Origin of the sequence: Nocardioides sp. NBC_00368, from assembly GCF_036090055.1 — a bacterium.
Classification (GTDB): domain Bacteria; phylum Actinomycetota; class Actinomycetes; order Propionibacteriales; family Nocardioidaceae; genus Nocardioides.
The window spans coordinates 85,334-110,802 of record NZ_CP107970.1 but is presented as its reverse complement, the minus strand read 5'-3'; the positions used below and the strand labels follow the sequence as shown (position 1 = coordinate 110,802).

Genomic DNA, 25,469 nt, shown 5'->3' with positions numbered 1-25,469 from the left:
CCGAGGCGGCCGAGGGGTCAGGACCAGTGGCGACGGATCACGGCGGTGACGTCGAAAGGGTCTGCGCCGCGCTGGGCGGCCAGGAGGCCGGCGCCCTCGGGTGAGCCGGTGTAGAGCAGGCCGGAGCCGCCGACCCAGCGCTCCCAGGCGGCGCGGAACGCCTTCGCATCGGCGGCGCGACGGCCGAGGGCGGTGGGGACCGCGTGCCAGGCCTCGGCCTCGGCGGTGTGTCTTCCGGATATCCCCAGGCGAAGGGTCGCGAGGGGGTCCAGGTCGCCCACGACCGGCCGCGAGACCAGGTAGCGGGGCGCGGCGATCGGCGCCAGCGCCTCCTCGAGCGAGGCCGCGAAGAGCGCCGACTCGGCCTCGGGCACCCCGGCCAGGTGGACGCGGTAGCTGCCGTCGGAGTCCACGGCGATCTCGAGCCCTGCGGCGCCGACCGAGGCCTGTCCGGTCTCGTGCAGACCGTCGGCGACCGCCGCAGCGACGGCGCCCACGCTCGGTCGACGGCGCAGCTGGGAGGCAATCCGGGTGCCGTCGCGGTAGACGTACGCCGCCCAGAGTGCCCACAGACCGCCGGCGGCGCCACCGAGCGCCGCCGCGCCGCCCCCGGCACCGGCGAGGACGATCCCGACGAGCACGACGCTCAGCAGCGCCGCGGGCGCGAGGACGGCCTTGGCCGGCAGCCGCCACTCCGGGACACGACCCTCCAGCAGCCGGAAGCCCGGCGGTCGCGGCGCGAGGACCACTCCCGCCGGCGCGCGCAGCGCACCGGCCCGGCGGAGACGGACCCGGACGGTACGACCGGCGACATCGGCGTACGGCTCTCCGATCCGCCACCGCTCCCGGATCGCGGCGCGGTCCTCCGAACGGGCGACCATGCGGGCGTTGACGGTGTCGAATTCGGACTCGTGCGGGGCGGCGTACGGGGAGAACGACTCGTCGATGTGGCCGACGCCGTCCACGACGGAGCCGTCCTCGTCGGCACCGAAGAAGCCGGTGTGCTTGCGGACCAGCCGCTTCCAGTCGTTGTCGCCGCGGGGGTGCTCCTCCTCGACGCAGACGACGGTCCAGTTGACGGCGACCTTGTCGGGCCGCCTGGGATCCGTACGCAGCGACCGCCCGCGCAGCTGCACGACCGCTGTCGTGGTCGTGGCGGCGGTGAGATCGACGATCCCGGTCACCGATCGGGCGTCCCAGCCCTCTCCGAGCAGGCCGCGCGTGCCGACCAGCACCCGGCACCCGCCGGCCTCGAAGAACCGGGTCACGTGGGCGACCCACTGCCGGCTCCCCCAGCGCCCCACGAGCGTGGCGTACGCCTCCTCCTTCTCGACCGCGAGACCTTCGGCGAGAGCGGGGTCGGTCTGCGCGATGTGCGCCACCAGCTCGGCGAGGGTCGCCGGCGGGCCGGCGACGGTGGCGCCGGTGACCAGCAGGACGTCGTCGTTGGCGGCGCAGAGCGTGGCGAGCACCGCTCGTGCGGAGCCGGACTGCTCGGCGATCACGCCCCGCAGGTCGACCGGCAGCGTGGCCGAGGCCCGCTCGTGGTCGGTGACGACGAGGAGCCGCAGCGAGTCGCCGTGCGCGAGCCGCTCGTGGTCGACGATGGCCGCGGTCGCCGTCGTCTTCGCCTCCGAGCGGGCCATTACCCGGTCCACCGGTGAGCGACCGGCCCGGATGCCACGCCGGGTCAGCGAGTAGCCGACCGCGGGCAGCGCCTGCTTGATCGCGGCCAGCGCGTCCTGGTCCGCCGCGTCCTCGGAGGACATGAGATGTCCGCGCACCCAGTCGCCGATCAGCGCCACCCAGTCCTCGGCGGACGGGTCGCGGCGATGGGCCTCGGTGAGCGTCGCCCCCTCGGGCAGCGCGAGCAGCCCGCGGTGGTGGGCCCGCAAAGCGGCGGTCGCCAGGTCGGGCGACGCCTTGGCGAGATCGGCCCAGGAGGGCGCACCCTCGGAACGCGCCACGAAGCGCCGGTCCAGCCAGGTCAGGAACGGCACGCTGCCCAGATCGGCCGAGGTCAGCGCGGTGAGCAGCTCCTCGAACCGCTCCGCGCTCCCCCGCAGCCACTCCCGCTCACCCGGCGTGGGCGTGGTCAGCCACACCAGGTCGGCGAACGGAGCCAGGTCGCCCTCGCGGACGACCGCCGGGATCGAGGTCGAGAAGACGATCTCGCCGAACAGCGTCCCGACCAGCGCGGACTCCTCCTTGGTCAGCGCCTCGGGCGGGGTCGCGGTCAGGCCCAGTACCCGCGCGTCCGGGAGCAGCTGCAGGATCTCGCCCAACAGCTCGCCCCAGACCTCGAGCAGGTGGTGGCACTCGTCCAGCACGAGCAGCAGCGGCCCGGCGCCTCGCAGCGCCTCGACCAGGGCACGGCCGTTGTCGTGCAGCCTGGCCAGGTGGCTCTCGCCGGTCTCCGCCTCGTCGTCGGGGTCGCCGAAGACCGCGACGGACTGGTAGGTCAGCGACGTCAGCGGCGCGTCGATCTCACGCGACGACGACGCCTGCAGGTCCCGCGCGGCCGCCTGGCGCAGCCACTGCCCCTGGATCGCCGTGTTGGGGCTGAGCACGACGACCTTCGCCCCGTCCGCGATCGCCTCCCGTGCCGTCTCCAGCCCGACCAGCGTCTTCCCCGCACCCGGCGGCAGCACCACCCACGCCCGCGACCGCCCCGCCTCCCAGGCCGCGCCCAGCGCGGACAGCGCACGCTGCTGATGGACACGGAGCTTCACTCCGCGAAGCCTAGCCAGCGCCGAGGCGTCCCGTACGTCGGCCGACGCGGATGACGTCTCGGCCGACGCGGGTGACGTCTCGGCAGGCTTGTCAGGCCGCGGTGGCGAAGGCCGCCTCGGACTCCGGGTTGCGGGCGACCGAGCGCCGCGCGAGGGAGAAGGCGACGGCGCCGAGGACCGAGGTGACCACCATGGTGATCGCCAGCGGCACCGCGGTGTGCTCGCCGGCGACGGCACCGAGCGGCGAGGCGAGGCCACCGCCGAGGAACATGATGCCGCCCATCAGCGCCGAGCCGGCGCCGACCGAGGGACGCGCCTGCTCGATGGCCAGGGCGCCGGTGTTGCCCATGATCAGGCCGACGGACGTGGTGACGACCACGATCGGCAGCAGGATGAGCACCTTCGGCGCCGGCAGCAGCGCCACGACCAGTACGAACAGGGCGGCCAGGGCCATCACCGGCTGCGCCGTCCGGATGATCCGGGCCGGGTGCACCTGCCGCTTGGCCAGCCGCGCCGAGACCAGCCCGGCGACAGTGAGGAACGCGGCGTTCACCGCGAACCCGATGCCGTAGACCGCAGCCGAGGTGCCGATCACCGACTGGTAGAGGAACGAGGAGGAGGAGACGTACGTCATCAGGGTGGCGAACGTGAGCGACTGGGTCAGCGTGTAGCCGAGGAAGGCGGGCTTGGCGAGGAGGCGGCCGAGGTCGGCGTACTCGACCCGGCTGCTCCGCCGCTCGGCCGGCAGGCTCTCCCGGATCACCAGGAGCACGACGACGACCTGAAGCACCGCGATCGCGGCGACGATGCCGAGCACCCCGCGCCACGGCACGAACCCGGCGAGGGCGCCGCCGATCACCGGGGCCAGGATCGGGGCGATGCCGCTGATCGACATCATGATCGACATCGCGCGGGCGGCGGCGAAGCCGTGGAGTACGTCGGCCACGATCGCCCGCGCCATCACGATTCCGGCCGCGGCGGCGAGCGCCTGCACGAACCGCGCGGCGATCAGCAGCTCGACGGTCGGCGCCAGCGCGGCCAGCACGCCGGCGACCGCGGCCACGACCGAGCCGATCAGCAGGGGCTTGAGCCGTCCGAAGCGGTCCGAGATCGGGCCCCAGGCGATCTGGCCGAGCGCGAGCCCGATCAGGAAGGCGGTGAGGGTCAGCTGCACGTTGCTCGCCGCGGCGCCGAGATCGGAGCCGATCTGCGGGAAGGAGGGTAGGTAGAAGTCGATCGCAAGCGGCGCGGATGCCGAGAGCAGGGCGAGTGCGAGCAAGAGCCGCGGCGGGACTGACGTCACCGAGGGAACCTCCGGAAGAGTCTGGTCGAAGAAAGCCAGTTGAAGAAGACAACCAACCGAACGTCGCAGCCCCGCCGGGCATTCCTCACCAGAGCGTGATGGACCTCTCGAAGATCCCGGTGAGGTCCTCGGCCGACGGCTGCTTCGGTGCGGTGGCGAGCAGCCGCTGCTGCTTGAGCGCCCCCTCGACCAGGTCGGGGATGTCGGCGGCGACGTAGCCGACCTCGCCGATCCCCGCCGGGATCCCGATGTCGCGCATCAGGTCGGCGAGCACCCGGGGCAGCAGATCGCGCGGCTTCTCCTGAGACTCGTCGAAGCCGGGAGCCAGCAGGCGGGCCGCGCGGAGGTGCCGCTCGGGTGCGGCGTCGAAGGTGTAGCGGAACGCCTCCGGAGCGGTCAGCGAGACAGCCATCCCGTGCGGCACCAGCGCCTCGTCCCCGGGGTAGTCCGCCGGGTGGAAGTCACGTACGCGCCCGGCGATCGGGTAGGCGCAGGCGTGCGGGATGTGCACACCGGCGTTGCCGAAACCGAGCCCCGCGAAGGTCGCCGCGAACGCCATGTCACCGCGGGCGAGGGTGTCGCCGCCGTGCGCGACCGCCTGGCGGAACGAGCCCGCCAGCAGCGACAGCCCCTTCTCCGACCACATGTCGGAGATCGGGTTGGCGCCGCAGTAGGGCACCCGCTGGGCGGGCTCCTTGCGGTCGTAGGAGGTGTAGGGGCGGGCGGTGTAGCTCTCCAGCGCGTGACACAGGATGTCCATCCCGGACGCGGCCGTCACCCCGGCCGGCTGAGTCATCATCAGGTCCGGGTCGACGACGGCCAGCGTGGGCCGCAGGCGCGCGTGGGAGATCCCGGTCTTCACCTTCAGCGACAGCACGTCGAGCACGCACACGGTCGTCGACTCCGCCCCGGTCCCGGTGGTCGTCGGCACCGCGACCAGCGGCAGCAGCGGGTTGGCCGGTGCGAGCCCGCGACCCACCGGCGCGTTGAGGTAGTCCATCAGGTCGCCGTCGTTGGTGGTCAGCAGGTTGACCGCCTTGGCGGTGTCGATGCTCGACCCGCCGCCGACCGCCACGATCGCGTCGAACGGCCCGTTCTCGCGGGCGAACTCCACCGCGGTCCGCATGCTCTCGTCGGTCGGCTCGACATGGACGCCGTCGAAGACGACGGCCTCGACGTCGTACGTCTTCATCTGCTCGGCCACCCGCTGCGGCAGCCCGGTCGCGGAGATGCCGGGATCGGTCACCACGAGGGCACGGCGGGCGCCCAGCGACGCCAGGTCGTAGCCGATCTCGGCCGATGCGCCGGTGCCGAACTTGAGTTGCGGGGAGCCATAGGTGAACACGGTATCGGGCGTTGCGTGCGTCATGACCGCACGATATCGACCGGCTCCCATGCGCATCATTGTGCGGAGTGCCCAAACGTCTCGTGAGACACCCGTGGTCTTAAGTCATGTATTTCACTAGACTTTATTCAGATCAAGCCGACGCCGTCAGAGGAGACCACGCATGACGATCACCGAAGCATCCCCCGTCAACGAGCTGACCGTCCACAAGGTCGGCGGGCGGATCGGCGCCCGCATCGACGGCGTGACCCTCTCCGGCGACCTGCCCGCCGAGACGGTCGCCGAGATCCGGGCCGCGATCCTGCAGCACAAGGTCGTCTTCTTCCGCGGCCAGGACCATCTCGACGACCGCACGCAGATCGCGTTCGGCGAGCGTCTCGGCCCGCTGACGACCGCGCACCCGACCGTCAACACCGGCAGCGCCCGGGTGCTCACGCTCAAGGCCAACCGTGGCATGGCCGCCAACTCCTGGCACACCGACGTCACCTTCGTCGACCGGCCGCCGGCGTTCTCGATCCTGCGTGGCGCGGAGATCCCGGAGTACGGCGGCAACACTGTCTGGGCCAACACGGTCACCGCCTACGAGAGGCTCCATCCGCAGCTCAAGGCGCTGGTCGACGACCTGTGGGCGGTCCACTCCAACGACTACGACTACGTACGCCCCGACCAGGCCGAATCCACCGACGACGTGGCCGCGCGCAAGCGTGAGGAGTTCATCTCCACGATCTACCAGACCGAGCACCCGGCGGTCCGGATCCACCCCGAGACCGGTGAGCGCGCGCTCGTCCTGGGTCACTTCGTCAAGCACTTCACCGGCCTGAACCAGAAGGAGAGCGCCACCCTCTTCAACCTGCTCCAGGACCGGGTGACCGCCCTGGAGAACACCGTCCGCTGGCACTGGCAGCAAGGTGACGTCGCGATCTGGGACAACCGCGCGACCCAGCACTACGCCGTCGCCGACTTCGACGAGCTGCCGCGCGAGGTGCGGCGTATCACCGTGCAGGGTGACGTACCCGTCTCCATCGGCGGCGCGCACAGCCGGGTCATCGAGGGCTCCGCCGAGGTCTACAACCGCCTCGACGAGCTGATCTCCTGACCGACGCGCGTACGTCCGGGAGGTCAGGCGATGGTGAAGCCGACCTTCCGGGCGGCGACGTCGGCCGTCTCCAGCCGCACCTGGACCTCCTCGCCCAACGGGAGGGCCGCCGCACTGGTGAGCCGGGCCTCGATGGCGGGCTCCTCCACGGTGATCGCGCCCTTCCGCTTGTCCTCGTCGTCGACCTCCACGACGACCGCGGCGAAGGTCTCGCCGACCCGCTCGGACAGCAGCCCGGCCTCGACGAGGTCGACCACGCCGCGCTCGTAGGCACCGCTGGTCCGGGACGAGGCCCGCATCGTCTCGGGGAGCGTGGTGAACGCTCTGGTCACCCAGTCGGGGACCGGCTGGTCGGCGCACAGCGCCAGGCAGACCTCGCCGGCGTAGCGGTCGATCAGCCGGCGCAGCGGGGCGGTGACGTGCATGTACTCGTTGGCCAGCGCCGAGTGCTCGGTCAGCTCGGGGAGCTCACCGTTGAACGAGGCGTACCCGCTCCCGCGCAGCAGCCTGGTGCAGGCGATCGCCATCGCGGCGTGCTTGCCGTTCTTGCCGTCCAGCGAGCGGATGAAGTCGGGGTAGAGCATCTCGGCGGGCCACTCCAGCCCGAGCGCACGGGCGGTGCGGTGCAGCCGCTGCACGTCTCGGGGATCGGGCTCGGGAAGGGTCCGCAGGAGCCCGACGCGGGCGTAGACCATCAGGTCCGCCGCCGCGAAGCCGGTGAGCAGCGAGATCTGGGCGTTCCAGTTCTCGACCGGCAGCAGGTCGCGGTACTCGAGCGACCAGTGCTCGCCCACGACCGAGATCTCCTGGTCGCGCAGCGGGAGGTTCACCCCACCGCGGGCCGCCTCGAGGGCGATCCGCTTCTCACCGATCTCCTTCAGCAGCTGAAGCGACTCGCCGACCCGTTGGTCGAGCTTGTCGAGACCACCGAAGCCCTCGCCGTCGAACATCTTCTGCACGCCGTCGTAGGACAGCTTCGCCCGCGACCTCACCAGCGCGCGCTCGACGAAGGTGTCGATCCCCTCGCCAGTGGCATCGAGCTTGTGGGTCCACAGCAGCGCCGGTCGCACCTGGTCGGGAAGCAGCGAGGCGGCGTCCTCGGAGAGCACCTTGGGGTGGAGCGGGATCTTCGCGTCGGCGGCGTAGAGCGACTCGCCACGCTTGTTGGCCTCGATGTCGACCGGGTCACCGGGCGCCAGGAAGGCGGCCACGTCCGCGATCGCGTAGTGCACCACGTAGCCCTCGCCGTCGCGCTCCAGGTGGAGCGCCTGGTCGAGGTCCATCGACGTCTCGGGGTCGATGGTCACGAACGGCAGGTCGGTGCGGTCCAGCTCGGGAAGCCTCGGGTCGGCCGCTGCGGCGGCCGCCGCCTCCTCCACCTCGGGCGGGAACTCGGCACTCACCCCCAGCTCGGCCTGGAGCGCGGCGATCCCGTCGCGGAGCGTGGTGGCAGCGACACCGTCGTCGGCACTGGCCACCCGGATGATGCGTGCGGAGCCCATGGCCGGAACTCTAGTGGCTACTTCTTCTTCGACTTCGCCTTGTAGGTCTTGTACAGCGAGGCGGCCTCCTTGCCGAAGGCCTTCGGGTTGCCCTTGAAGGCGGCGAACTGTTCCCACAGGTCCTTCTTGGACCCGTTGTACGCCTTCGCCGACCGGTCGATCCGGGCCAGCGCCTTGCGCTGGGAGGAGGTCAGCGACCGCTTCGCCCTGAGGTGCTCCGAGCGTGCCCGGGCCTTCTTCGAAAGGTCCTGGATCATCCAGAACACCCCGACGATGACGATCACGAGAAGGAGGCCGCCGAGGTTGGTCTCGGACGCGGTTTCGGCGGCCAGGGCGATCATCTCTGGACTCTAGGCACACCGCGTTCTCGCAGGTCACAGGCGCTTTGAAAGATACCCAATCCTCGATTCGGCCATCCTGCTCCCGGACGGCACCATAGTCACCGTGCTGATCCTGCTGCCGCCCTCGGAGGGCAAGACCGCGGCCGTACGCGGCAACCCGCTCACGCTCGACGACCTGAGCCTCCCGGTGCTCAACCCGGCGCGCGCCAAGGTCATCGACGCGCTGGTCGAGCTGTGCGCCACCCGGCCGGAGGCGGCCGTCGAGATCCTCGGCATCCCGAAGACCCAGCCCGAGCTGGTCACGTTGAACGCCGGGCTGTTCGACGCGCCCACCGCCCGCGCCGACCGGATCTACACCGGCGTCCTCTACGACGCCCTCTCCCCCGCGACCCTGTCACCGGCCGCGAAGCGCCGCGCGACGAGCCGGGTCATGGTGACCAGCTCCGTGTTCGGTCTCGTCGGCCTGGCCGACCGGATCCCTGCGTACCGGCTCTCGGGGGACACCACCCTCCCCGGCATCGGCGGCATCCAGTCCCACTGGCGCGCCCACCTCGGCGCCGGCATGACCGAGGCCCTCGGCGACGGCCTCCTCGTGGACCTCCGGTCCGGGACGTACGCCGCGTTCTGGCGCCCCGACGCCGAAGGGTCGAGCACTGTGCCCGCCCGCACCGCCACCGTCCGCGTCCTCCACGAGCACAACGGCCAGCGCAAGGTGGTCAGCCACTTCAACAAGGCCACCAAGGGCCGTCTCGTCCGGGCCCTCCTCGAGTCCGGCGCCAACCCCCGCACCCCCGCCAAGCTCGCCGAAGCCTTCCGCGACCTCGGCTGGACCGTCGAAGAAGGCGCGCCCACGAAGAAGGGCACCCAGCTCGACGTCGTCGTCACAGAGATCTAGCCGTCCCCGCCGACTCGGCGCGTCTGTCCCATCAGGGACCGTCGAGTCGGCGCGTCTGTCCCATCAGGGACCGTCGAGTCGGCGCGTCTGTCCCACGAGCACGAGACAGACGCGCCGACTCGGCGCTGCAATCCGGAACAGACGCGCCGACTCGGCGCTGGAATCCGGGACAGATGCGCCGAGTCGGCGTCCGGCGCGCGTCAGAAGGTGCCGGTGGCGAAGGGGTCGCGGGCGAGCGGGAGGCCGTTGAAGAGGCGCATGGAGGCGCGGCCGTCGGCGTAGAAGGACACCACGGTCACCGAGGCGGGCGAGAGCTCCATGTTGAAGACGCCGCCGATCGGCGTGCCCAGCGCGTGCGCGACGATCAGCTTGATCGGCGAGACGTGGGAGGTGACCACGACCGTCTCACCCGCGTGGGCCTCGAGCACGCGCGAGAGCCCGGCGAGCACCCGGGCCTGAGCGGAGTCGAACGACTCACCGCCGGGAGGCGCGACCTCGGTCGCGCCCATCCAGGTCTTCATCTCCTCGGGGTACTGCTGGGCGACCTCGGCGAAGGTGAGCCCCTCCCACTTCCCGAACTCGATCTCCGCGAACGCCGGCTCCTCCTCCAACCGGGCGCCGAGCGCGCCGGCGAGGATCTCACCGGTCTCGGCGGCCCGCAGGACCGGCGAGGTGACGACCGCGTCGACCGCGGACCCGAGCGGCTTGAGCCACTCCGCGGTCAGCAGCACCTGCTCGCGGCCCTCCTGGGTCAGCGGCGGGTTGTCGCCGCCGAGCCCGCCGGAGAAGGCCTTCACGGCGGTGTGCTTGGTGACCCCGTGGCGTACCAGGACGAGGGTCGTCGCGGCCGCTCCGGCGCTCCAGCCCCGCGCAGGCTTCTCGCTCACAGGCCGGACTCGGCGGTGCGGACCAGGATGCGGGAGCACTCCTCGCAGCGCACGACCTCGTCGGCGGCGAGACCGCGGATGCGGGAGATCTCGGCCGGGTCGAGCTGGAGGTTGCAGCCGCCGCAGCGCCGGGCACGCAGCTCCGCGGCACCGACACCCATCTTCTCGCTCAGGCGCGAGTAGAGGGCGAGCAGGTCCTCGGGGATGCCCTCGAGCGCCGGCGTACGCTCCTCGGCGACCGCGGCCAGCTCGGTGTCGATCTTCGAGGTCTCGACGTTGACGGAGTCGACGGCGACCGCCAGCTTCTCGGTGATCTCGGCGAGCTCGGCCTCGAGCCGGGTCACGTTCGACTGAGCCTCCTCGAGCTGCTCCATGACCTCGAGCTCCTCGTCCTCGAGCACCGAGATCCGGCGGTCGAGGGTGGCCAGCTCGTGCTGCATGCGCTCGAGGTCCTTGGCGCTGCTGATCGCCCCAGAGTCCATCCGCTCCTGGTCGCGCCGGCGGCGGGTCTTGACCGCCTCGACATCGGCGTCGGCCTTCTTCTGCACCCGCTCGAGGTCGTCGCGGGTGACCCGGGCGTCGCGTACGGCATCGTCGGTGGTCTTCTTCGATGCCTGCAGCTCCGCCACGACGGCGGCCTGCGGCAGATGCGCACGGCGGTGGCGCAGCTGGAGCGCACGCGAGTCCAGCTCACAGACGTCGAGCAGCTTCACCTGGGCGAACGGGTCGGCTTTCAGCGGATTCTCCTCAGTTGTTCACAATTCGCTTGGTCCACGGGTCGGTGACGATCTCCGAGACCCGGGTCTCCACCGTATCCCCGAATGCCTCACGAAGTCGCCTCGCCAGCACAGGCAACCAGGTCCACTCGGCCGCCCAGTGCGGAATGTCGATCAGCGCACCACCCTTCTCACAGAACTCCGAGGCCGGGTGGTGGCGCAGATCGCTGGTCACGTACACGTCGTACGCAGTCACCTGGTCGAGCAAGAAGTCACCCGCGCCGCCGCACAGCGCCACCGAGGACACCGGCCGGTCGAGGTCTCCGGCGACCCGGATCCCGGCCGCGGTCGCGGGCAGTGCCGCGGCCACCGACTCGGCGAAGGCACCCAGGGTCGTCTGCTCCACCGTCCCGGCGCGACCCGTGCCGACGTCAGGCGTCAGCCCCGGTACCAGCGGCCGCAGCGAGCTCAGCCCGAGCGCGAGCGCCAGCGACTCCGAGACCCCGCCGAGCGCCTGGTCGGCGTTGGTGTGCGCGGTCAGCAGCGCGCACCGCGCGGAGACGAGCGTCGAGAGCGTACGCCCTTTGGGGGTCGTCGGCGCGAACCCGTGCACGCCCTTCAGGAAGAGCGGATGATGGACCACGACCAGGTCCGCACCCCAGGCGGCCGCCTCCTCGGCGACCGGGAGGGTCGGGTCGACGGCGAGGAGCACCTTCGAGACCGGCTGCGAGGGTTCTCCCCAGACCAGCCCGACCGCATCCCACTCGTCGGCGGTGGCGGGCGGATACCAGTCGTCCAGCAGCGAGATGACGGCAGACAGTGTCGGCGGAGTCGGCGCGATCGGCATGGTGTAACCCTAGATCCCGCCACCGGGACCACGCTCAGCAGCAACACCCGGCACGGAATCCAGTTCGTAACCGTTCTTTTACAACCGATTCCGTACTTTTCACCGGATCTTGTGGTGGAATGCAGCGCTAAGTGAACAATCGACTGGAGCAGCGATGACCACGAAAGCTACCCCGGACCCATCCTCCGGCTCGGTGACGATCAGCGGCCTGACCAAGACTTACGGCCAGGCCACGGCGGTCGACGGCCTCGACCTGGAGATCAGGGCCGGCGAGTTCATCTCGTTGCTCGGTCCTTCGGGCTGCGGCAAGACGACGACGCTGCGCATGATCGCCGGATTCGAGAAGCCCGACTCCGGCAGCATCGTGATCGGCGGCCGGGACGTGGTCCGGCTCGCGCCCTACCAGCGCGACGTGAACACGGTCTTCCAGGCGTACGCGCTGTTCCCGCACAAGTCGGTCGCGGAGAACGTCGCCTACGGCCTGCAGCAGCGCAAGACGCCTCGGGCGGAGATCCGCGAGCGCGTCGTCGAGGCGCTGCGGATGGTACGCATGCTCGACTTCGCCGACCGCTCACCGACCCAGCTCTCCGGCGGGCAGCAGCAGCGGGTGGCGCTCGCCCGGGCGCTGGTCAACCGCCCCAGCGTCCTCCTCCTCGACGAGCCGCTGGGCGCCCTGGACCGCCAGCTGCGCGAGGAGATGCAGCTCGAGCTCAAGCTCCTCCAGTCCCGCCTCGGGATCACCTTCGTCTTCGTGACCCACGACCAGGGCGAGGCGCTCGCGATGAGCGACCGGATCGCGATCATGCGCGCCGGGAGGATCGAGCAGCTCGCCGACGCCGACACCGTCTACAACCAGCCCGCCAGCGCCTACGTCGCCGGCTTCGTCGGCCAGCAGAACTTCCTCCAGGGTGAGGTCAGCGCCGACGGCACCACCGTCGAGACCCCCTTCGTGGTCATCGAGGGTCCTGCGAAGCCCGACGGGAGGCCCGGCGAGCCCCACCAGGCCGCGATCCGCCCGGAGCTGATCTCGATCGAGCCGGGGACACAGGCCGAGAGCCTCAACTCCGTCGCCGGCGAGGTCCTGCAGGTCTCCCCGCTGGGCGAGGTGATCCAGTACCTCGTCAAGGTCACCGACGAGACCAGCCTCCTCATCCGCCGCCCCACCCACGGCGCCGTCCGGCTCTCCCCCGGCGACCCGGTCCTCTGCGGCTGGGCCGCCGAGGACGTACGTCTCTTCCCCCTCGACACCTCAATCGACCCGACCACGGCTAGGAGCCCGCAATGAGCAAGCCTGTCAACAAGAACGGCAACGTACGCATCCTGGCCAGCCATGCCGGCGCGCGAGCGATCCGCCAAGAGCTCTCCCGCCGCCACTTCCTGAGCCTGGCGGCTCTCGCCGGTGCAGGCGTCGCCCTGAGCGCCTGCGGCTCGGACGGCGGCGAGACGTCCAGCGCGGTCGAGCCGGGCGGCGGCGCGACCGGCGGGCCGGTGGAGAAGTCGCTCTCGATCTACACCTGGGGCGACTACGACTCCCCCGACGTGATCGACGGCTTCGGCAAGACCGGCCCGAAGGTGACCCTCGACTCCTACGGTTCCAACGAGGAGCTGATCTCCAAGCTGGTCGCGGCCAAGGGCACCAGCGGCTACGACATCGTCGTGCCGACCGGCGTCTACATCCCGCAGCTGATCGAGAACGAGATCATCGTCCCGCTCAACAAGGACCTGATCCCCAACATCGCCAAGGTCGACCCGCAGTTCCTCGGCCAGGACTGGGACCCGGAGAACGAGTACTCGGTGTGCAAGTGCTGGGGCACCACCGGGTTCGTCTACGACACCACCGTGATCAAGCGCGACCTGGCGACGTGGAACGACTTCATCGACGCGATGCAGAACGAGGCCTCGGGCAAGACCTCCCTGCTCGATGACCCGCAGGGTATCTCCGGCCTCTACTTCTGGGCCAACGACATCGACTGGAACACCGAGGACATGGCCGACTACGACGCCTACGAGGCCGAGGCGGTCGAGAAGTGGGCGCCGCACATCGCCGGCTTCGACTCCTACCCGGCCACCGGCGCGATGCAGCAGAACACCTTCGCGCTGATGCAGAACTGGAACGGCGACTCCCGCCTCGGCATCCTCGAGCACAAGCAGCCCGACCGCTGGAAGTGGGTGCTGCCCGGCCCGACGACCGAGCTGTGGATGGACAACTGGTGCATCCCGACCGGCGCCCCGCACCCCGAGGCCGCCCACGCGTTCCTCGACTACGTGCTGGAGCCGGAGAACTCCTTCCTGGAGATGGACTACATCGGCTACAACACCGGCGCGCTGGGCATCGAGGAGATGGCCAAGGAGCGCAAGGTCGAGCTGCCCGAGATGATCTTCTTCACCGAGGAGCAGCTCGCCACCATGAAGAACGGTGCGGTCAACGAGGCCCAGGACCGGCGTACGGAGGTCTACGACAAGCTGAAGGCCGCCGCCAGTGCCTAGGAGCGCGTCCAGCAGGCTTCCCGGGTTCGTCCTGGCCGTCCCCGCGTGGCTGTGGCTGACGGTCTTCTTCGTGGTGCCCTTCCTGCAGATCGCCTGGTTCAGCCTCGGTGAGAAGCCCGGGATGTTCGGCACCCACAGCAACGCGGTGATGTCGCTGGAACGCTACGCCGAGGCGTTCAGCCCGACCTTCTTCACCATCTTCCGGGCGACGCTGTGGATGAGCGTGCTGGGGACGATCGCCTGCCTGCTGATCGCGCTGCCCGCTGCGTACTACATGGCGCTCAAGGTCCCCGCACACCGTCGTGGACTGCTGGTCGCGCTGGTGATGGTGCCCTACTGGACCTCGTTCCTGATCCGGACGATCGGCTGGAAGGTGATCCTCTCCTCGGAGGGCGCCCTGGCCGGGTTCCTGACCGACGTCGGTCTGGTCGGGGACCCGCACGACCTGCTCAACACCCGCGGGGCGGTGCTGCTGGGCCTGATCTACAACTATCTCCCGCTGATGATCCTGCCGTTGTACGTCGCGTTCGACCGCGTCGACAGCGCGCTCGGGGAGGCGTCGAAGGACCTCGGCGCCGGCCGGGTGCGGACGTTCTTCCAGGTCACGCTGCCGCTGGCGCGGCCCGGCATCATCGCCGGTGTGATCCTCGTCTTCATCCCGATGATGGGCGACTACGTCACCCCGGCCGTCCTCGGCGGCGCCAAGGGCACCATGGTCGGCTCGCTGATCGCCAGCCAGTTCCTGACCGCCCAGAACTGGGCCCTGGGCTCGGCGATGGCGGTCGTCCTCATCCTGCTCACCATGCTCGTCGTCGTCCTCGCCATCGCGCTGCTGTGGGGCGTGGGGTGGCTCGTCGGGCGACGGACCAGGCTGGTCATCGGAACGAAGCCCGGAGCGAAGGCAGTCGGAACCAAGGAGGTGGCGACCGCATGAGCAGGCCGTCCGGAACCAATCTCGCGCTCGGCGTGTGGACCACGCTGGTCTTCGTCTTCCTGTTCGCCCCGATCATCGTGATCGGCATCTACTCCTTCAACGGCGGCCGCCTGCTGACCGCCTGGGACGGCTTCAGCCTGGAGCCGTTCACGGCGATCGTCGAACGGCCGACCGTACGCCACACCGTCGCCGTCTCCCTGCAGACCGCCGTGATCGCGGCGCTCCTGGCCAGCGCGCTCGGCACCCTGGCCGGGATGGCGATGGCCCGGTTCCCGGGCCGCTGGACGGGCCCGTTCACGCTGCTGTTGCTGCTCGTCTCGGTGACCCCCGAGATCGTCGACGGCATCGCACTGCTCCCCTGGTTCGTGACGCTCGGCCAGGACTGGTCGCTGCTGCCGTTCAACAACGGCTACGTACGCCTCGTGATCGGTCACTCGCTCTTCGCGACCGCGGTCGTCACCTACATCGTCCGTGCCCGGCTGGTCGGGCTGGACGCGTCCCTGGAGGAGGCGTCGGCCGACCTCTATGCCCGGCCGGTGGCGACGTTCTTCAAGGTCACGCTCCCCCTGGTCGGCCCGGCGGTCCTGGCCGGCGGGCTGCTCGCCTTCACCCTGAGCCTCGACAACACGGTGATCTCCTCGTTCATCAACGTCTCCGGCACGACCTCGTGGCCCGTCTACGTGCTCTCCTCGGTCCGCTCAGGTCTCAAGCCCGAGATCGCCGCGGTCTCCACCATCCTGCTGGTCTTCACGCTCCTGGTCCTCGGCCTGGTGGCGCGGGTGCTCAAGCGCTCGGGCTCCTCGGTCACCGACACCATGGCCGTGGCCTGATGGGTGGACGGGCTCTCCCCGCGGAGCTGCTGCTGCGCGGGGGCCGGGTGCTGCGCGAGGGCCGCTGGGAGGACGCGGCTCTCGCCGTCCGGGGCGGGCGGATCGCGGCCGTCGGCCCGTCGCTCGACTCGCTCGTCGGTTCCGAGACCGTCGTCGAGGAGCTCGACGGTCGCTGGGTCCTGCCCGGCTTCCACGACTCGCACGTGCACCCGGTCCAGGCCGGACTGGAGATGAACCAGTGCGACCTGACCGGTCTGTCCACGCTCGAGGACTACCTGGACGCCATCGGGTCCTACGCCGCCGCGAATCCGTCGCGGACCTGGATCTCCGGTGGTGGCTGGTCGATGGACTCGTTCCCGGGCGGGGTGCCGAGCGCCGCGCCGCTCGACCGCCTGCTTCCCGACCGGCCGGTGTTCCTGCCCAACCGCGACCACCACTCCGCCTGGGTCAACAGCCGCGCGCTCGAGATCGCCGGCATCGACGCCCGTACGCCGGACCCGGCCGACGGGCGGATCGAGCGGGACGCCTCCGGCAACCCGACCGGCGCGCTGCACGAGGGCGCGATGGCGTTGGTCGGCTCGCTGGTGCCCGCCCCGACCTCGCAGGACCTGATGGAGGCGCTGCTGACCGCGCAGCGCCATCTGCACTCCGTCGGCATCGTGGGCTGGCAGGACGCGCTCGTCGGCGACGGTCTCGGCATGCCCGACTCGCTGCCGACCTACATCGCCGCCCACGACTCCGGCGCGCTCACCGCGAAGGTCGTCCTCGCCCAGTGGTGGGACCGCGACCGTGGCTTGGAGCAGCTTCCCTCGCTCATCGAGCGGCGCTCCCTTGCCGCTCAGGTGGGATTGGACGCGGGCAGTGTGAAGCTGATGCAGGACGGCGTCTGCGAGACCCACACCGCCGCGATGCTCTCTCCTTATCTGGACACCCACGGCCGAGCCACCGACAACCGCGGACTCTCCTTCATCCCGGCCGACGCCCTGGCGGAGTACGTCGCGGCGCTGGACGCCCACGGCTTCCAGGCCCACATCCACGCCCTCGGCGACCGGGCGGTCCGCGACAGCCTGGACGCGATCGCGCACGCACGTGCGACCAACGGAGCCAGCGGGCTGCGGCACCATCTGGCCCACGTGCAGGTCGTCGACGCCGCCGATGTGCCGCGCTTCGCAGAGCTCGAGGTGACCGCCAACATCCAGCCGCTGTGGGCCTGTCTCGACGAGGCGGTGGAGGTGCTCACCCTGCCGTTCCTGGCACCGGCCGCGCGCGAGCAGCAGTACGTGTTCGGGTCACTGCTGCGTACGGGTGCCCGGATCGCGTGCGGCAGCGACTGGCCGGTCTCCGACCCGGCGCCGCTGCTCGGCATGCACGTCGCGGTCAACCGCCGCTCCCCCGAGCAGCCCGCCGACGCCTCTCCGCTGCTGCCCGACGAGGCGCTGTCGGTCACCGAGGCCCTCGCCGGCTACACCACCGGCACCGCCCACCTGAACCGCCTGGAGGGCTCCACCGGACGGATCGAGACCGGGTTCGCCGCCGACCTGGTCGTGGTCGACCACGACATCCTCGGCGAGGACACCACCGTCCTCGGCCGGACGCAGGTGACCCTCACGTACGTCGACGGTCGCGAGGTCCACCGGCTCTGACCGCGTGCAAGACTCGTGGACATGATCATCTTCGGGTTCAAGACCTACACGCGGCTGCTCGCGACGCTCTCGCTGGTCTGCCCGAACTGCGGGCAGCGGGCCGCGCAACGGCTCTTCGAGAACGTCAACAAGTTCACCCTCTTCTTCATCCCGCTCTTCCCCGTCAGCAGGTCTCGCCGGATGGACTGCACCTACTGCGGCTACGCCTCGAAGCTGTCCAACGAGCAGGCGACGCAGCTCATGTCCGGCCCGCGCCCGAGCGTCGGCTGATCCTCCGCGGACTTCACAGGAACCACACAGCCGGGGCAGGACGTCCTCACGGATCGGGGCGTCAGAGTCGGGTCAACAGAGCGAGACCGACGTCAAGGAGAACCGATGAGCCGCGTACCCGAACCCGAGAACACCCCTGAAGGCCCCGCCTATGAAGGTCGCCTGCTGGCCCGCCCCGCGGAGGAGGTGGTCGACCAGGGCGCCGGCTTCGACATCTCGACGCTGCTGACCCGTCGCAAGGTCCTCGGGCTCGTCGGGGTCGGCGTCGGGGCCGCCGCCCTAGCCGCCTGTGGGGCCGGCTCGTCCGGCTCCTCGAGCACCACCACCGGCGGCTCTGCGTCCAACGCGTCCACGACCGCCGACGGCGAGATCCCGCAGGAGACCAACGGCCCCTACCCGGCCGACGGGACCAACGGCACCAACGTGCTGACCGAGTCCGGGATCGTACGCAGCGACATCACCTCCAGCCTCGACGGCGGCACCACCGTCGACGGTGTGCCGCTCACCTTCACCTTCACCGTGACCGACATGGCCAACGACAACGTGCCCTTCGAGGGCGTCGCGGTCTACCTGTGGCAGTGCGATGCCGCCGGCCTCTACTCGATGTACTCGGAGGGAGTCGAGGACGAGACGTACCTCCGCGGTGTCCAAGTCGCCGACGCCAAGGGTCAGGTGACCTTCAAGAGCATCGTCCCGGGCTGCTACGACGGCCGCTGGCCCCACATGCACTTCGAGGTCTACCCCGACGCCGACTCCGCCACGACCGGCGAGAACGCGATCGCCACCTCGCAGGTCGCCTTCCCGGAGAAGATGCTGAGCAAGGTCTATCAGGACGACGCCTACGAAGGCTCGGCCGAGAACCTGACCAAGGTCAGCCTCGAGACCGACAACGTCTTCAGCGACGGCTACGACCTCGAGATGGGCACGTTCACCGGCAGCCCGAGCGCCGGCTACCAGGGCTCGCTCGCCGTCGCCGTCGACACCACCACCGAGGCCGCCATGGGCGCCGCGCCCCCGACCCGGCGCTGAGGTCCCGTCAGACCCCTGGTCGAGCAGGACGTCGCCCGCGCACCCACATCCGGGTGGCGACGCTGCCTGCGCCCTACCCTGATCGGGTGAACGACGCCCAGAAGCCGAAGGATCAGGCCGGCGACGCCGCGGCACGCGGGACGCGCCGACGGGAGCGAACCCGCGCCCGGGTGCTCGAGGCCGCCGAGCAGCTGTTGTCGCAGCACGCCCCTGAGGAGATCCGGATCGAGGACGTCGCCGCCCTGGCGGGGATCTCTCCGGCCTCGGTCTATGTGCACTTCGGCACCAAGGACGGGCTGATGGCAGCCGTCACCGAGCGACTGCTGACGGTGGCCACCGAGACGCTCCGGTCGGCCTACGCCGCGCAGACGACTCCGCTGGAGCGTTTCGCCGGCGTCGGGTCGGCCTACCTGAAGCTGCTGCTGGAGCACCCGTCGGTCGTGAAGTACCTGATGGTCACCGGCGAGCGCGGCCCCCGGTCGGCGGTGGAGGACCAGGTCGTCGAGCGGTTCAGCGAGCTGCGGGGCGAGTTCGAGCAGAGCATCCGCGACGCGGTGGACTCCGGCGCGATCCGGAAGGTGGATCCGGAGCTGTTGTCCTACTTCCTCTTCGGGTCCTGGAACGGGGTGGCCGCGCTGGCGTTGCGCCGGGACGCCCTGGCGGTGGAGCCCGAGCGCGTCGAGCTGGCCGTGATCGAAGCCGGCCTGGTGCTGCTCGAGGGTCTGATCCAGGCTCCGCCGCCTGCCTGACGGACAGCGGGACTTGGCGGAACGGGTCGAAACGAGTTAACTGGAGTCCGACTCCAAATTACTGCTTCGAAAGCGACCCGTGATGACGCAGACCGCGACACCCCCCACTCCGGGCCACGAGGCCGACGACCACACCTGGGACGCCGTGGTGGTGGGCGCCGGGCCGGGCGGCCTCACCTGCGGGGCCTACCTCGCCGCCAACGGCAAGCGGGTCCTGGTGCTCGAGGCCAACCAGGTCGTCGGCGGCAGCACCCAGGTCTTCCGCCGCGCGGGCAACAAGTTCGAGTTCGACGTCGGCACCCACTACGTCGGCGAGTGCGGCCCCGGCGGCCGGATGCAGACCGCGCTGTCCGGCCTCGCTCTGACGGAGCGGATCAAGTGGCTACGCCAGCGACCCGAAGGCCACTGCCAGGTGATGATCCCCGGCACCACCTTCCAGACGCCGACCGGCTGGGACACCTATCTCGACCGGCTCATCGAGGCCTTCCCCGGCGAGGAGGCCGGGCTGCGGCGCTGCGTACGGATCATGCGGATCATCGCCGCCGGAGAGCAGCCGCGGCTGCGCCCCTACCACCTGCTGCGCTGGGGCATCCGGCCGATCACGAAGCTGATGGACGCCTGCGGCCTGAGCGCGGACGCGCAGGCCGTGATCCTCGCCGAGAACGGCGACTACACCTGGCCGCCCTACCGCACGCCCACCGCGATGCATGCCGGCTTCCTCCACCACTACCTCCAGGCCGGCGCCTACTACCCGCGCGGCGGCGGGCAGGTCATCGGCGCCCATCTCACCGACGTGATCACCACGCACGGTGGCCGGGTGCGCACCAAGGCCCGCGTCGAGCGGATCCTCATCGAGGACGGACGGGCGGTCGGCGTACGTCTGGCCGACGGCGAGGAGATCCGCGCCGAGGTCGTCGTCTCCGCCGCGGACTTCAAGAAGACCTGGGCCGACCTGGTCGGCGACGGGCACCTGACCCGCCGCCTGCGGCGCCGGCTCCAGGACCTGGAGATGACGCTGCCGATGTTCGCGGTCTACGTCGCTCTCGACGTCGACCTGCGCGAACGCGGCACGCCGCCGCTGGCGTGGGTGTGGCCCACCAACGACATCGACGGCTACTACCGCGAGGTCGAGGCGGGCCGCTGTCCTGAGCAGATGCCCGTCGGGATCAGCTGCCCGACCGCCAAGGACCCCGAGGGTACGCACTCGGCGCCGGCGGGGTACTCCACGCTCGAGCTGGTCAGCTGGGCGCCGAAGGGCCACGAGTTCTGGAACGTCTCCGAGGACCCCACCGACGGAGCGTCGTACGGCCGTGACGAGCGCTATCTCCAGCTCAAGGAGGAGCTCACCCAGCGGGTGCTCGACACCGCCGAGCTGATGATCCCGGACATCCGCGAGCGGATGGTCTTCTGCGAGGCCTCCACGCCGATCACCCAGGAGCGCTTCACGTTGACCAGCGACGGCTCCTGCTACGGCATCGCGCCGCTGATCAAGAACCTCGGTCCCTTCCGGCCGCGGGTCACCACCCACATCCCCGGGCTGTTCCTCGCCGGGGGCAGCACGGAGCACATGTTCGGCATCAACGCCACCATCTGGGGCGGCATGGGCACCGCCAGTGCCGTGCTCGGTCGCGACCTCGTCGCAGAGGTACGCGACGGCGCGGTCTTCGTGGACGAGGCCGACCTGACCCCGATCACCGACGACTTCGACCCGCTCCTGGCCTCGAAGCCGGGCTCGGTGATCCGTCGGGCCGCCCGGCGTCGCCCCAGGGCGACGGCCTGAGCGACCCGTCGGACGTCTAGTTGACCTTGCGCTCGCGGTCGCCCCAGTAGGGCTCGCGGAGCTTGAACTTCTGCAGCTTCCCGGTGGCCGTACGCGCCAGGGAGTCGCGGAACTCGACGACCGTGGGCGCCTTGTAGCCGGCGGCGCGCTCCTTGCACCAGGCGATCAGCTCCTCCTGGGTCGCGGAGGCGCCTTCGGCGAGGACGACGAGGGCGAGGATGGTCTCGCCCCACTTCTCGCTGGGGATGCCGATGACGGCGACCTCGGCGACCGCGGGGTGCAGGAAGAGGACGTCCTCGACCTCGGCGGAGCTGACGTTCTCGCCGCCGGTGATGATGACGTCCTTGATCCGGTCGGAGATGGTGAGGTAGCCGTCGTCGCCGATGCTGCCGCCGTCGCCGGTGTGGAACCAGCCGTCGGCCAGCGCCTTCTCGGTCTCCTCGGGCTTCTCCCAGTAGCCCTCGAGCACCACGTTGGAGCGCGCCAGGACCTCCTTGTCGGGCGAGATGTCGAGGCTCACCCCGATCGCCGGCGCGCCGGCGCGGGTCAGCTTCGCGGCGCGCTCCATCGGGTCGAGGTCGTCCCACTCGGCGCGGGTGCGGTTGATGGTCAGCAGCGGCGAGGTCTCGGTGAGGCCGTAGATCTGGATGAACTCCCAGCCGAGCTCCTCCTGGACACGGACGACCGTCTTCGTCGGCGGCGGCGCACCGGCCATGATGATCCGCACCTTGTCCCGTCCCGGGATCTCGCCCTCGGTGGCCTGCCACTGCGGCAGCGCGTCGAGCACGGCGGCCGCCACCGCGGGGGCGGCGCACATGTAGGTGACCCCGTGGTCGCGTACGCGGCGCAGGATCTCCATCCCGTCGACCTTGCGCAGCACGATGTGCTTGATGCCGAGGCCGGTCGCCGCGAACGGCATCCCCCAGCCGTTGGCGTGGAACATCGGCAGCGTGTGCAGGTAGACGTCACGATCGCTCAGCCCGGCGTGGAGACCGAACGTCAGCGCGTTGGTCCAGATGTTGCGGTGGGTGATCTGCACGCCCTTGGGCCGGGCGGTGGTGCCGGAGGTGTAGTTGATCGCGGCGGTCGCGTTCTCGTCCCGCTCCCACGGCTCCGGCTCGACGCCCTCGGCGGCGTAGAGGTTGGCGTCGTCGCCGAGCACGAAACGGTGCTTGGCGGTCACATCCTTGAGCGCCTCGTCGACCTCCGGGTCGACCCAGAGCACCGAGGCGCCCGACTGCTCCACGATGTAGGAGACCTCGTCGGGGCGGAGACGGAAGTTGACGGGCACCAAGATGCGTCCGTAGCCGGAGACGCCGTAGAACGCGGTCAGCAGCCGCGCCGAGTTGTGGGAGACGATCGCGACCCGCTCCCCCACCCCGATGCCGAGCTCGTCCAGCTTCGCCGCCATCCGCTTGGCGAGCGCCTTCATCTCGGCGTACGTCACCTCCCCGAGGGAGGCCGCCGGCTGGTCGGGCTCGTCGACGATGCCCACCCGTTCGCCGTAGACGGATGCGGCTCGGTCGATGAAGTCGTTGACGCTGAACGGGACGAACACGGGCGTTACCTCCAGGTGCAAGTGGTGACCCGCATCACTGTATCGATGAGAGGTCTCTCATGGACCCCCACTTCGGACAGGTCGTCAGGCACTATCGGAGGGTCATGTCCCGCACCCTGAAACTCGTCCTCCCGCTGGTCGTGCTCGTGGCGGTCGGCGTCTACCTGGCCGGCTCCTTCGCCGGAGCCTCCGAGAACGACCCGCCGCCGCGCGAGCCCGTCGTGCTGCCCTCGCAGTCGGCCTCGCCGTCCGCGCCGAGCACCGGATCGTCCCCGAGCACGGACCCCTCGGGTGTCCCGGTCGTCACCCCTGGTCCCGTCGACGATGATGATGACGACGATGACCGCGACGACCGCCATGACGACGACTGACCCTCAGGCTCCCGAGACGACGCCACCGCCTCGCCGGGGGCTGTCCGTACGCGCCCGGATCACCGCCTCGGTCGCCCTCCTGGTCACCCTCGCCCTGGCCGGCGCCGGTCTCATCGTCTACGCCGTCGAGCTCGGCCGGGTCGACGCCGCGACCACACGCGAGATGGAGCAGGAGCTCGACGAGTTCTCCCGGCTGCGCACCGAGGGCATCGACCCCGAGACCCGGGCGCCGTACGACGTGGAGGGACTGCTGCGGACGTTCCTGAGCCGCAACGTGCCCGACGACGACGAGCTCCTCGTCGCCTGGGTCGACGGCAAGCCACGCGCGCACTTCCCCGAGGACCCGCTGATCTCCACCGCACGGTTCAGCAGGGCCGTCGCCGGCGTCGTCGTCGACGGCGGGACGACCTACCTCGACACGGCCGAGGGCGAGGTACGCATCACCAGCCAGCCCGTGCGGCAGGACACCGCCGCGGGCACGACCGAGGGTGCCCTCCTGGTGGTCTCCTACCTCGACGAGGACCGTGCCGAGCTGCGCAGCACGATGCGGACCTACACGATCGTGGCTGGTCTCCTCGCCCTGCTCGTCACCCTGGTCGCGGCCTGGCAGTCCGGGCGGCTGCTCGCCCCGCTGACCCGGCTGCGGCAGGCCACCGGCGCGATCAGCGCCACCGACCTCTCCGCCCGTCTGCCCGAGTCGGGCAACGACGACATCTCTGCTCTGACCAGGAACTTCAACGACATGCTGGCCCGGCTGGAGCAGGCGTTCTCCGACCAGCGGCAGTTCCTCGACGATGCCGGTCACGAGCTGCGTACGCCGCTGACGATCATCGGCGGCCACCTCGAGCTCCTCGACGAGTCCGACCCGACCGAGGTCGAGCAGACCCGACGGCTGGCGCTCGACGAGATCGACCGGATGAGCCGGCTGGTCGGCGACCTGATCCTGCTCGCCAAGCACGACCGGCCCGACTTCCTCACGCTCGAGGAGGTCGACGTCGACACCCTCACCGAGGACATCCTCGCCAAGGCCAGCGCGCTCGCCGACCGCGACTGGCACCTCGACGCGGCCACCCCCGGCACCTGGCGCCTCGACCCGCAGCGGGTCACCCAGGCGATGCTGCAGCTGTGCGACAACGCGGTCGGCCACACCTCGCCCGGCGACCGGATCGCGGTCGGCTCGGCGACCGTCGACGGCACGCTTCGGCTGTGGGTACGCGACACCGGCCCCGGGGTTCCGGCCGAGGACCGGGAGCGGATCTTCGAGCGGTTCGCCCGCGGCTCCGAGACCGGCTCGGGCGACCGGCCGGGGCTCGGCCTCGGCCTGGCCATCGTCTCCGCCATCGCCACCGCCCACGGCGGCACCGTCGGCGTCGAGGACGCGACACCGCCCGGCGCCCGCTTCACCATCACCCTCCCCGCACCCCACGACCCACACGAAGGAGAGGCATGGCCCGCATCCTGATCGTCGAGGACGAGGACCGTATCGCGGCCTTCCTGGCCAAGGGCCTCAGCGCCGACGGCCATCAGACGACCACCGTCGCCGACGGCCTCGAAGGACTCGAGGAGGCGCTCAGCGGCGCCTTCGACCTGATGGTGCTCGACATCGGCCTGCCGACCATCGACGGCTTCGAGGTGCTCGACCAGCTGCGCGCGCAAGGGTCGCGGATGCCGGTCGTGGTGCTGACCGCCCGCGACTCGGTCCACGACACCGTCTCCGCGCTCGAGGGCGGCGCCGACGACTACCTCGCCAAGCCGTTCCGCTTCGCCGAGCTGCGGGCCCGGATCAACGTACGTCTGCGGCAGCAGGACAACACCGACGCCGAGGTGGGCGAGCTCCGCTCCGGCTCGGTCGCGCTGGACCTGCGTACGCGACGGCTGCGGGTCGACGGCCGCGAGACCGACCTCTCCGCCCGCGAGTTCGCGCTGGCCGAGGTGCTGCTTCGGCATCCGGGCCAGGTGCTCTCCCGCGCCCAGCTGCTCGACCTGGCCTGGGGCATGGACTTCGACCCCGGCTCCAACGTCGTCGACGTCTACGTAGGCTACCTACGCAAGAAACTGGGCTCGGCCCGGGTCGAGACCGTCCGCGGCATGGGCTACCGCTTCCAGCCCTGACCGATACGACGGGGAGTTCGACAGGGGTTACTGACTGGTAAC

At 70.6% G+C, this 25,469-nt stretch carries 23 protein-coding genes; 14 read left to right on the top strand and 9 right to left on the bottom strand.

Annotated elements, in window-relative coordinates:
• Positions 1–17: 17 nt before the first annotated feature.
• The 3 genes from OG984_RS00470 to OG984_RS00460 all read right to left on the bottom strand — a co-directional run bounded on the left by OG984_RS00470 (position 18) and on the right by OG984_RS00460 (position 5,404).
• Positions 18–2,732: a DEAD/DEAH box helicase family protein gene (locus tag OG984_RS00470; RefSeq protein ID WP_328529722.1), complete on the bottom strand. Its 2,715-nt coding sequence runs from the start codon at positions 2,730–2,732 to the stop codon at positions 18–20.
• Positions 2,733–2,823: 91 nt separating this feature from the next.
• Positions 2,824–4,035: a multidrug effflux MFS transporter gene (locus tag OG984_RS00465; protein WP_328529721.1), complete on the bottom strand. Its 1,212-nt coding sequence runs from the start codon at positions 4,033–4,035 to the stop codon at positions 2,824–2,826.
• An 85-nt stretch (positions 4,036–4,120) separates the two neighbouring features.
• On the bottom strand, positions 4,121–5,404 hold the full coding sequence (locus tag OG984_RS00460) for a hydroxyacid-oxoacid transhydrogenase (protein WP_328529720.1): 1,284 nt from the start codon (positions 5,402–5,404) through the stop codon (positions 4,121–4,123).
• A gap of 139 nt (positions 5,405–5,543) precedes the next feature.
• On the opposite strand from OG984_RS00460, the gene OG984_RS00455 reads away from it, so the two are divergent.
• Positions 5,544–6,476, top strand: coding sequence for a TauD/TfdA dioxygenase family protein (locus OG984_RS00455; protein WP_328529719.1), 933 nt, complete (start codon positions 5,544–5,546; stop codon positions 6,474–6,476).
• Positions 6,477–6,499: 23 nt separating this feature from the next.
• Here OG984_RS00455 and OG984_RS00450 read toward each other — a convergent pair whose 3' ends face one another.
• Both OG984_RS00450 and OG984_RS00445 read right to left on the bottom strand, forming a co-directional pair.
• Entirely contained in the window at positions 6,500–7,978 is a 1,479-nt protein-coding gene (locus OG984_RS00450) for an RNB domain-containing ribonuclease (protein ID WP_328529718.1), read from the bottom strand.
• A gap of 17 nt (positions 7,979–7,995) precedes the next feature.
• Positions 7,996–8,319: a hypothetical protein gene (locus OG984_RS00445; RefSeq protein WP_328529717.1), complete on the bottom strand. Its 324-nt coding sequence runs from the start codon at positions 8,317–8,319 to the stop codon at positions 7,996–7,998.
• Positions 8,320–8,422: 103 nt separating this feature from the next.
• Between OG984_RS00445 and yaaA the strand changes: the two genes are divergently transcribed.
• Entirely contained in the window at positions 8,423–9,214 is a 792-nt protein-coding gene (yaaA, locus tag OG984_RS00440; RefSeq protein WP_328529716.1) for a peroxide stress protein YaaA, read from the top strand.
• Between the two features lie 200 nt (positions 9,215–9,414).
• Here the strand turns inward: yaaA and OG984_RS00435 are convergent, their stop codons facing one another.
• From OG984_RS00435 to OG984_RS00425, 3 genes are read right to left on the bottom strand one after another with little or no spacing between them, the layout of a single operon-like run.
• The gene (locus tag OG984_RS00435; protein ID WP_328529715.1) at positions 9,415–10,101 is read right to left on the bottom strand and encodes a histidine phosphatase family protein; all 687 of its coding nucleotides are present in this window, start codon (positions 10,099–10,101) and stop codon (positions 9,415–9,417) included.
• On the bottom strand, positions 10,098–10,814 hold the full coding sequence (locus tag OG984_RS00430) for a zinc ribbon domain-containing protein (RefSeq protein WP_328529714.1): 717 nt from the start codon (positions 10,812–10,814) through the stop codon (positions 10,098–10,100). The genes OG984_RS00435 and OG984_RS00430 overlap by 4 nt, the downstream gene beginning before the upstream one ends.
• Positions 10,815–10,848: 34 nt before the next feature.
• Positions 10,849–11,664 (bottom strand): Nif3-like dinuclear metal center hexameric protein, encoded by an 816-nt coding sequence (locus OG984_RS00425; protein ID WP_328529713.1) that lies wholly within the window; start codon positions 11,662–11,664, stop codon positions 10,849–10,851.
• Positions 11,665–11,818: 154 nt separating this feature from the next.
• Here OG984_RS00425 and OG984_RS00420 point away from each other — a divergent pair, with 154 nt between their 5' ends.
• From OG984_RS00420 to OG984_RS00380, 9 genes are all read left to right on the top strand, one after another.
• Positions 11,819–12,949 carry an ABC transporter ATP-binding protein gene (locus tag OG984_RS00420; protein ID WP_328529712.1) on the top strand — a complete coding sequence of 377 codons (1,131 nt, stop codon included), beginning with the start codon at positions 11,819–11,821 and terminating at the stop codon, positions 12,947–12,949.
• On the top strand, positions 12,946–14,151 hold the full coding sequence (locus tag OG984_RS00415) for a polyamine ABC transporter substrate-binding protein (protein ID WP_328529711.1): 1,206 nt from the start codon (positions 12,946–12,948) through the stop codon (positions 14,149–14,151). Before OG984_RS00420 ends, OG984_RS00415 begins: the two co-directional genes overlap by 4 nt.
• Positions 14,144–15,085: an ABC transporter permease gene (locus OG984_RS00410; RefSeq protein ID WP_328529710.1), complete on the top strand. Its 942-nt coding sequence runs from the start codon at positions 14,144–14,146 to the stop codon at positions 15,083–15,085. Before OG984_RS00415 ends, OG984_RS00410 begins: the two co-directional genes overlap by 8 nt.
• Positions 15,082–15,915, top strand: a complete 834-nt coding sequence (locus tag OG984_RS00405) for an ABC transporter permease (RefSeq protein ID WP_328529709.1) — start codon at positions 15,082–15,084, stop codon at positions 15,913–15,915. Before OG984_RS00410 ends, OG984_RS00405 begins: the two co-directional genes overlap by 4 nt.
• Positions 15,915–17,558 (top strand): amidohydrolase, encoded by a 1,644-nt coding sequence (locus OG984_RS00400; RefSeq protein ID WP_328529708.1) that lies wholly within the window; start codon positions 15,915–15,917, stop codon positions 17,556–17,558. The genes OG984_RS00405 and OG984_RS00400 overlap by 1 nt, the downstream gene beginning before the upstream one ends.
• A 21-nt stretch (positions 17,559–17,579) precedes the next feature.
• Positions 17,580–17,828: a zinc-ribbon domain-containing protein gene (locus OG984_RS00395; RefSeq protein WP_328529707.1), complete on the top strand. Its 249-nt coding sequence runs from the start codon at positions 17,580–17,582 to the stop codon at positions 17,826–17,828.
• Positions 17,829–17,933: 105 nt separating this feature from the next.
• Complete coding sequence (locus OG984_RS00390; RefSeq protein WP_328529706.1) at positions 17,934–18,857, top strand: intradiol ring-cleavage dioxygenase; 924 nt, start codon at positions 17,934–17,936, stop codon at positions 18,855–18,857.
• Between the two features lie 86 nt (positions 18,858–18,943).
• A complete protein-coding gene (locus OG984_RS00385; protein WP_328529705.1) occupies positions 18,944–19,606 on the top strand; it encodes a TetR/AcrR family transcriptional regulator in 663 nt (220 codons plus the stop codon).
• An 82-nt stretch (positions 19,607–19,688) separates the two neighbouring features.
• Positions 19,689–21,386: a phytoene desaturase family protein gene (locus OG984_RS00380; protein ID WP_328529704.1), complete on the top strand. Its 1,698-nt coding sequence runs from the start codon at positions 19,689–19,691 to the stop codon at positions 21,384–21,386.
• A 16-nt stretch (positions 21,387–21,402) separates the two neighbouring features.
• On the opposite strand, the gene OG984_RS00375 is transcribed toward OG984_RS00380, so the two are convergent.
• On the bottom strand, positions 21,403–22,944 hold the full coding sequence (locus OG984_RS00375) for an AMP-binding protein (protein WP_328529703.1): 1,542 nt from the start codon (positions 22,942–22,944) through the stop codon (positions 21,403–21,405).
• 104 nt (positions 22,945–23,048) lie between these two features.
• On the opposite strand from OG984_RS00375, the gene OG984_RS00370 reads away from it, so the two are divergent.
• The 3 genes from OG984_RS00370 to OG984_RS00360 are packed head-to-tail and all read left to right on the top strand — an operon-like array spanning position 23,049 to position 25,427.
• The gene (locus OG984_RS00370; RefSeq protein WP_328529702.1) at positions 23,049–23,315 is read left to right on the top strand and encodes a hypothetical protein; all 267 of its coding nucleotides are present in this window, start codon (positions 23,049–23,051) and stop codon (positions 23,313–23,315) included.
• Complete coding sequence (locus OG984_RS00365; protein WP_328529701.1) at positions 23,284–24,777, top strand: sensor histidine kinase; 1,494 nt, start codon at positions 23,284–23,286, stop codon at positions 24,775–24,777. Before OG984_RS00370 ends, OG984_RS00365 begins: the two co-directional genes overlap by 32 nt.
• Positions 24,762–25,427, top strand: coding sequence for a response regulator transcription factor (locus tag OG984_RS00360; RefSeq protein ID WP_008358089.1), 666 nt, complete (start codon positions 24,762–24,764; stop codon positions 25,425–25,427). Before OG984_RS00365 ends, OG984_RS00360 begins: the two co-directional genes overlap by 16 nt.
• The last annotated feature ends 42 nt before the right edge of the window (positions 25,428–25,469 follow it).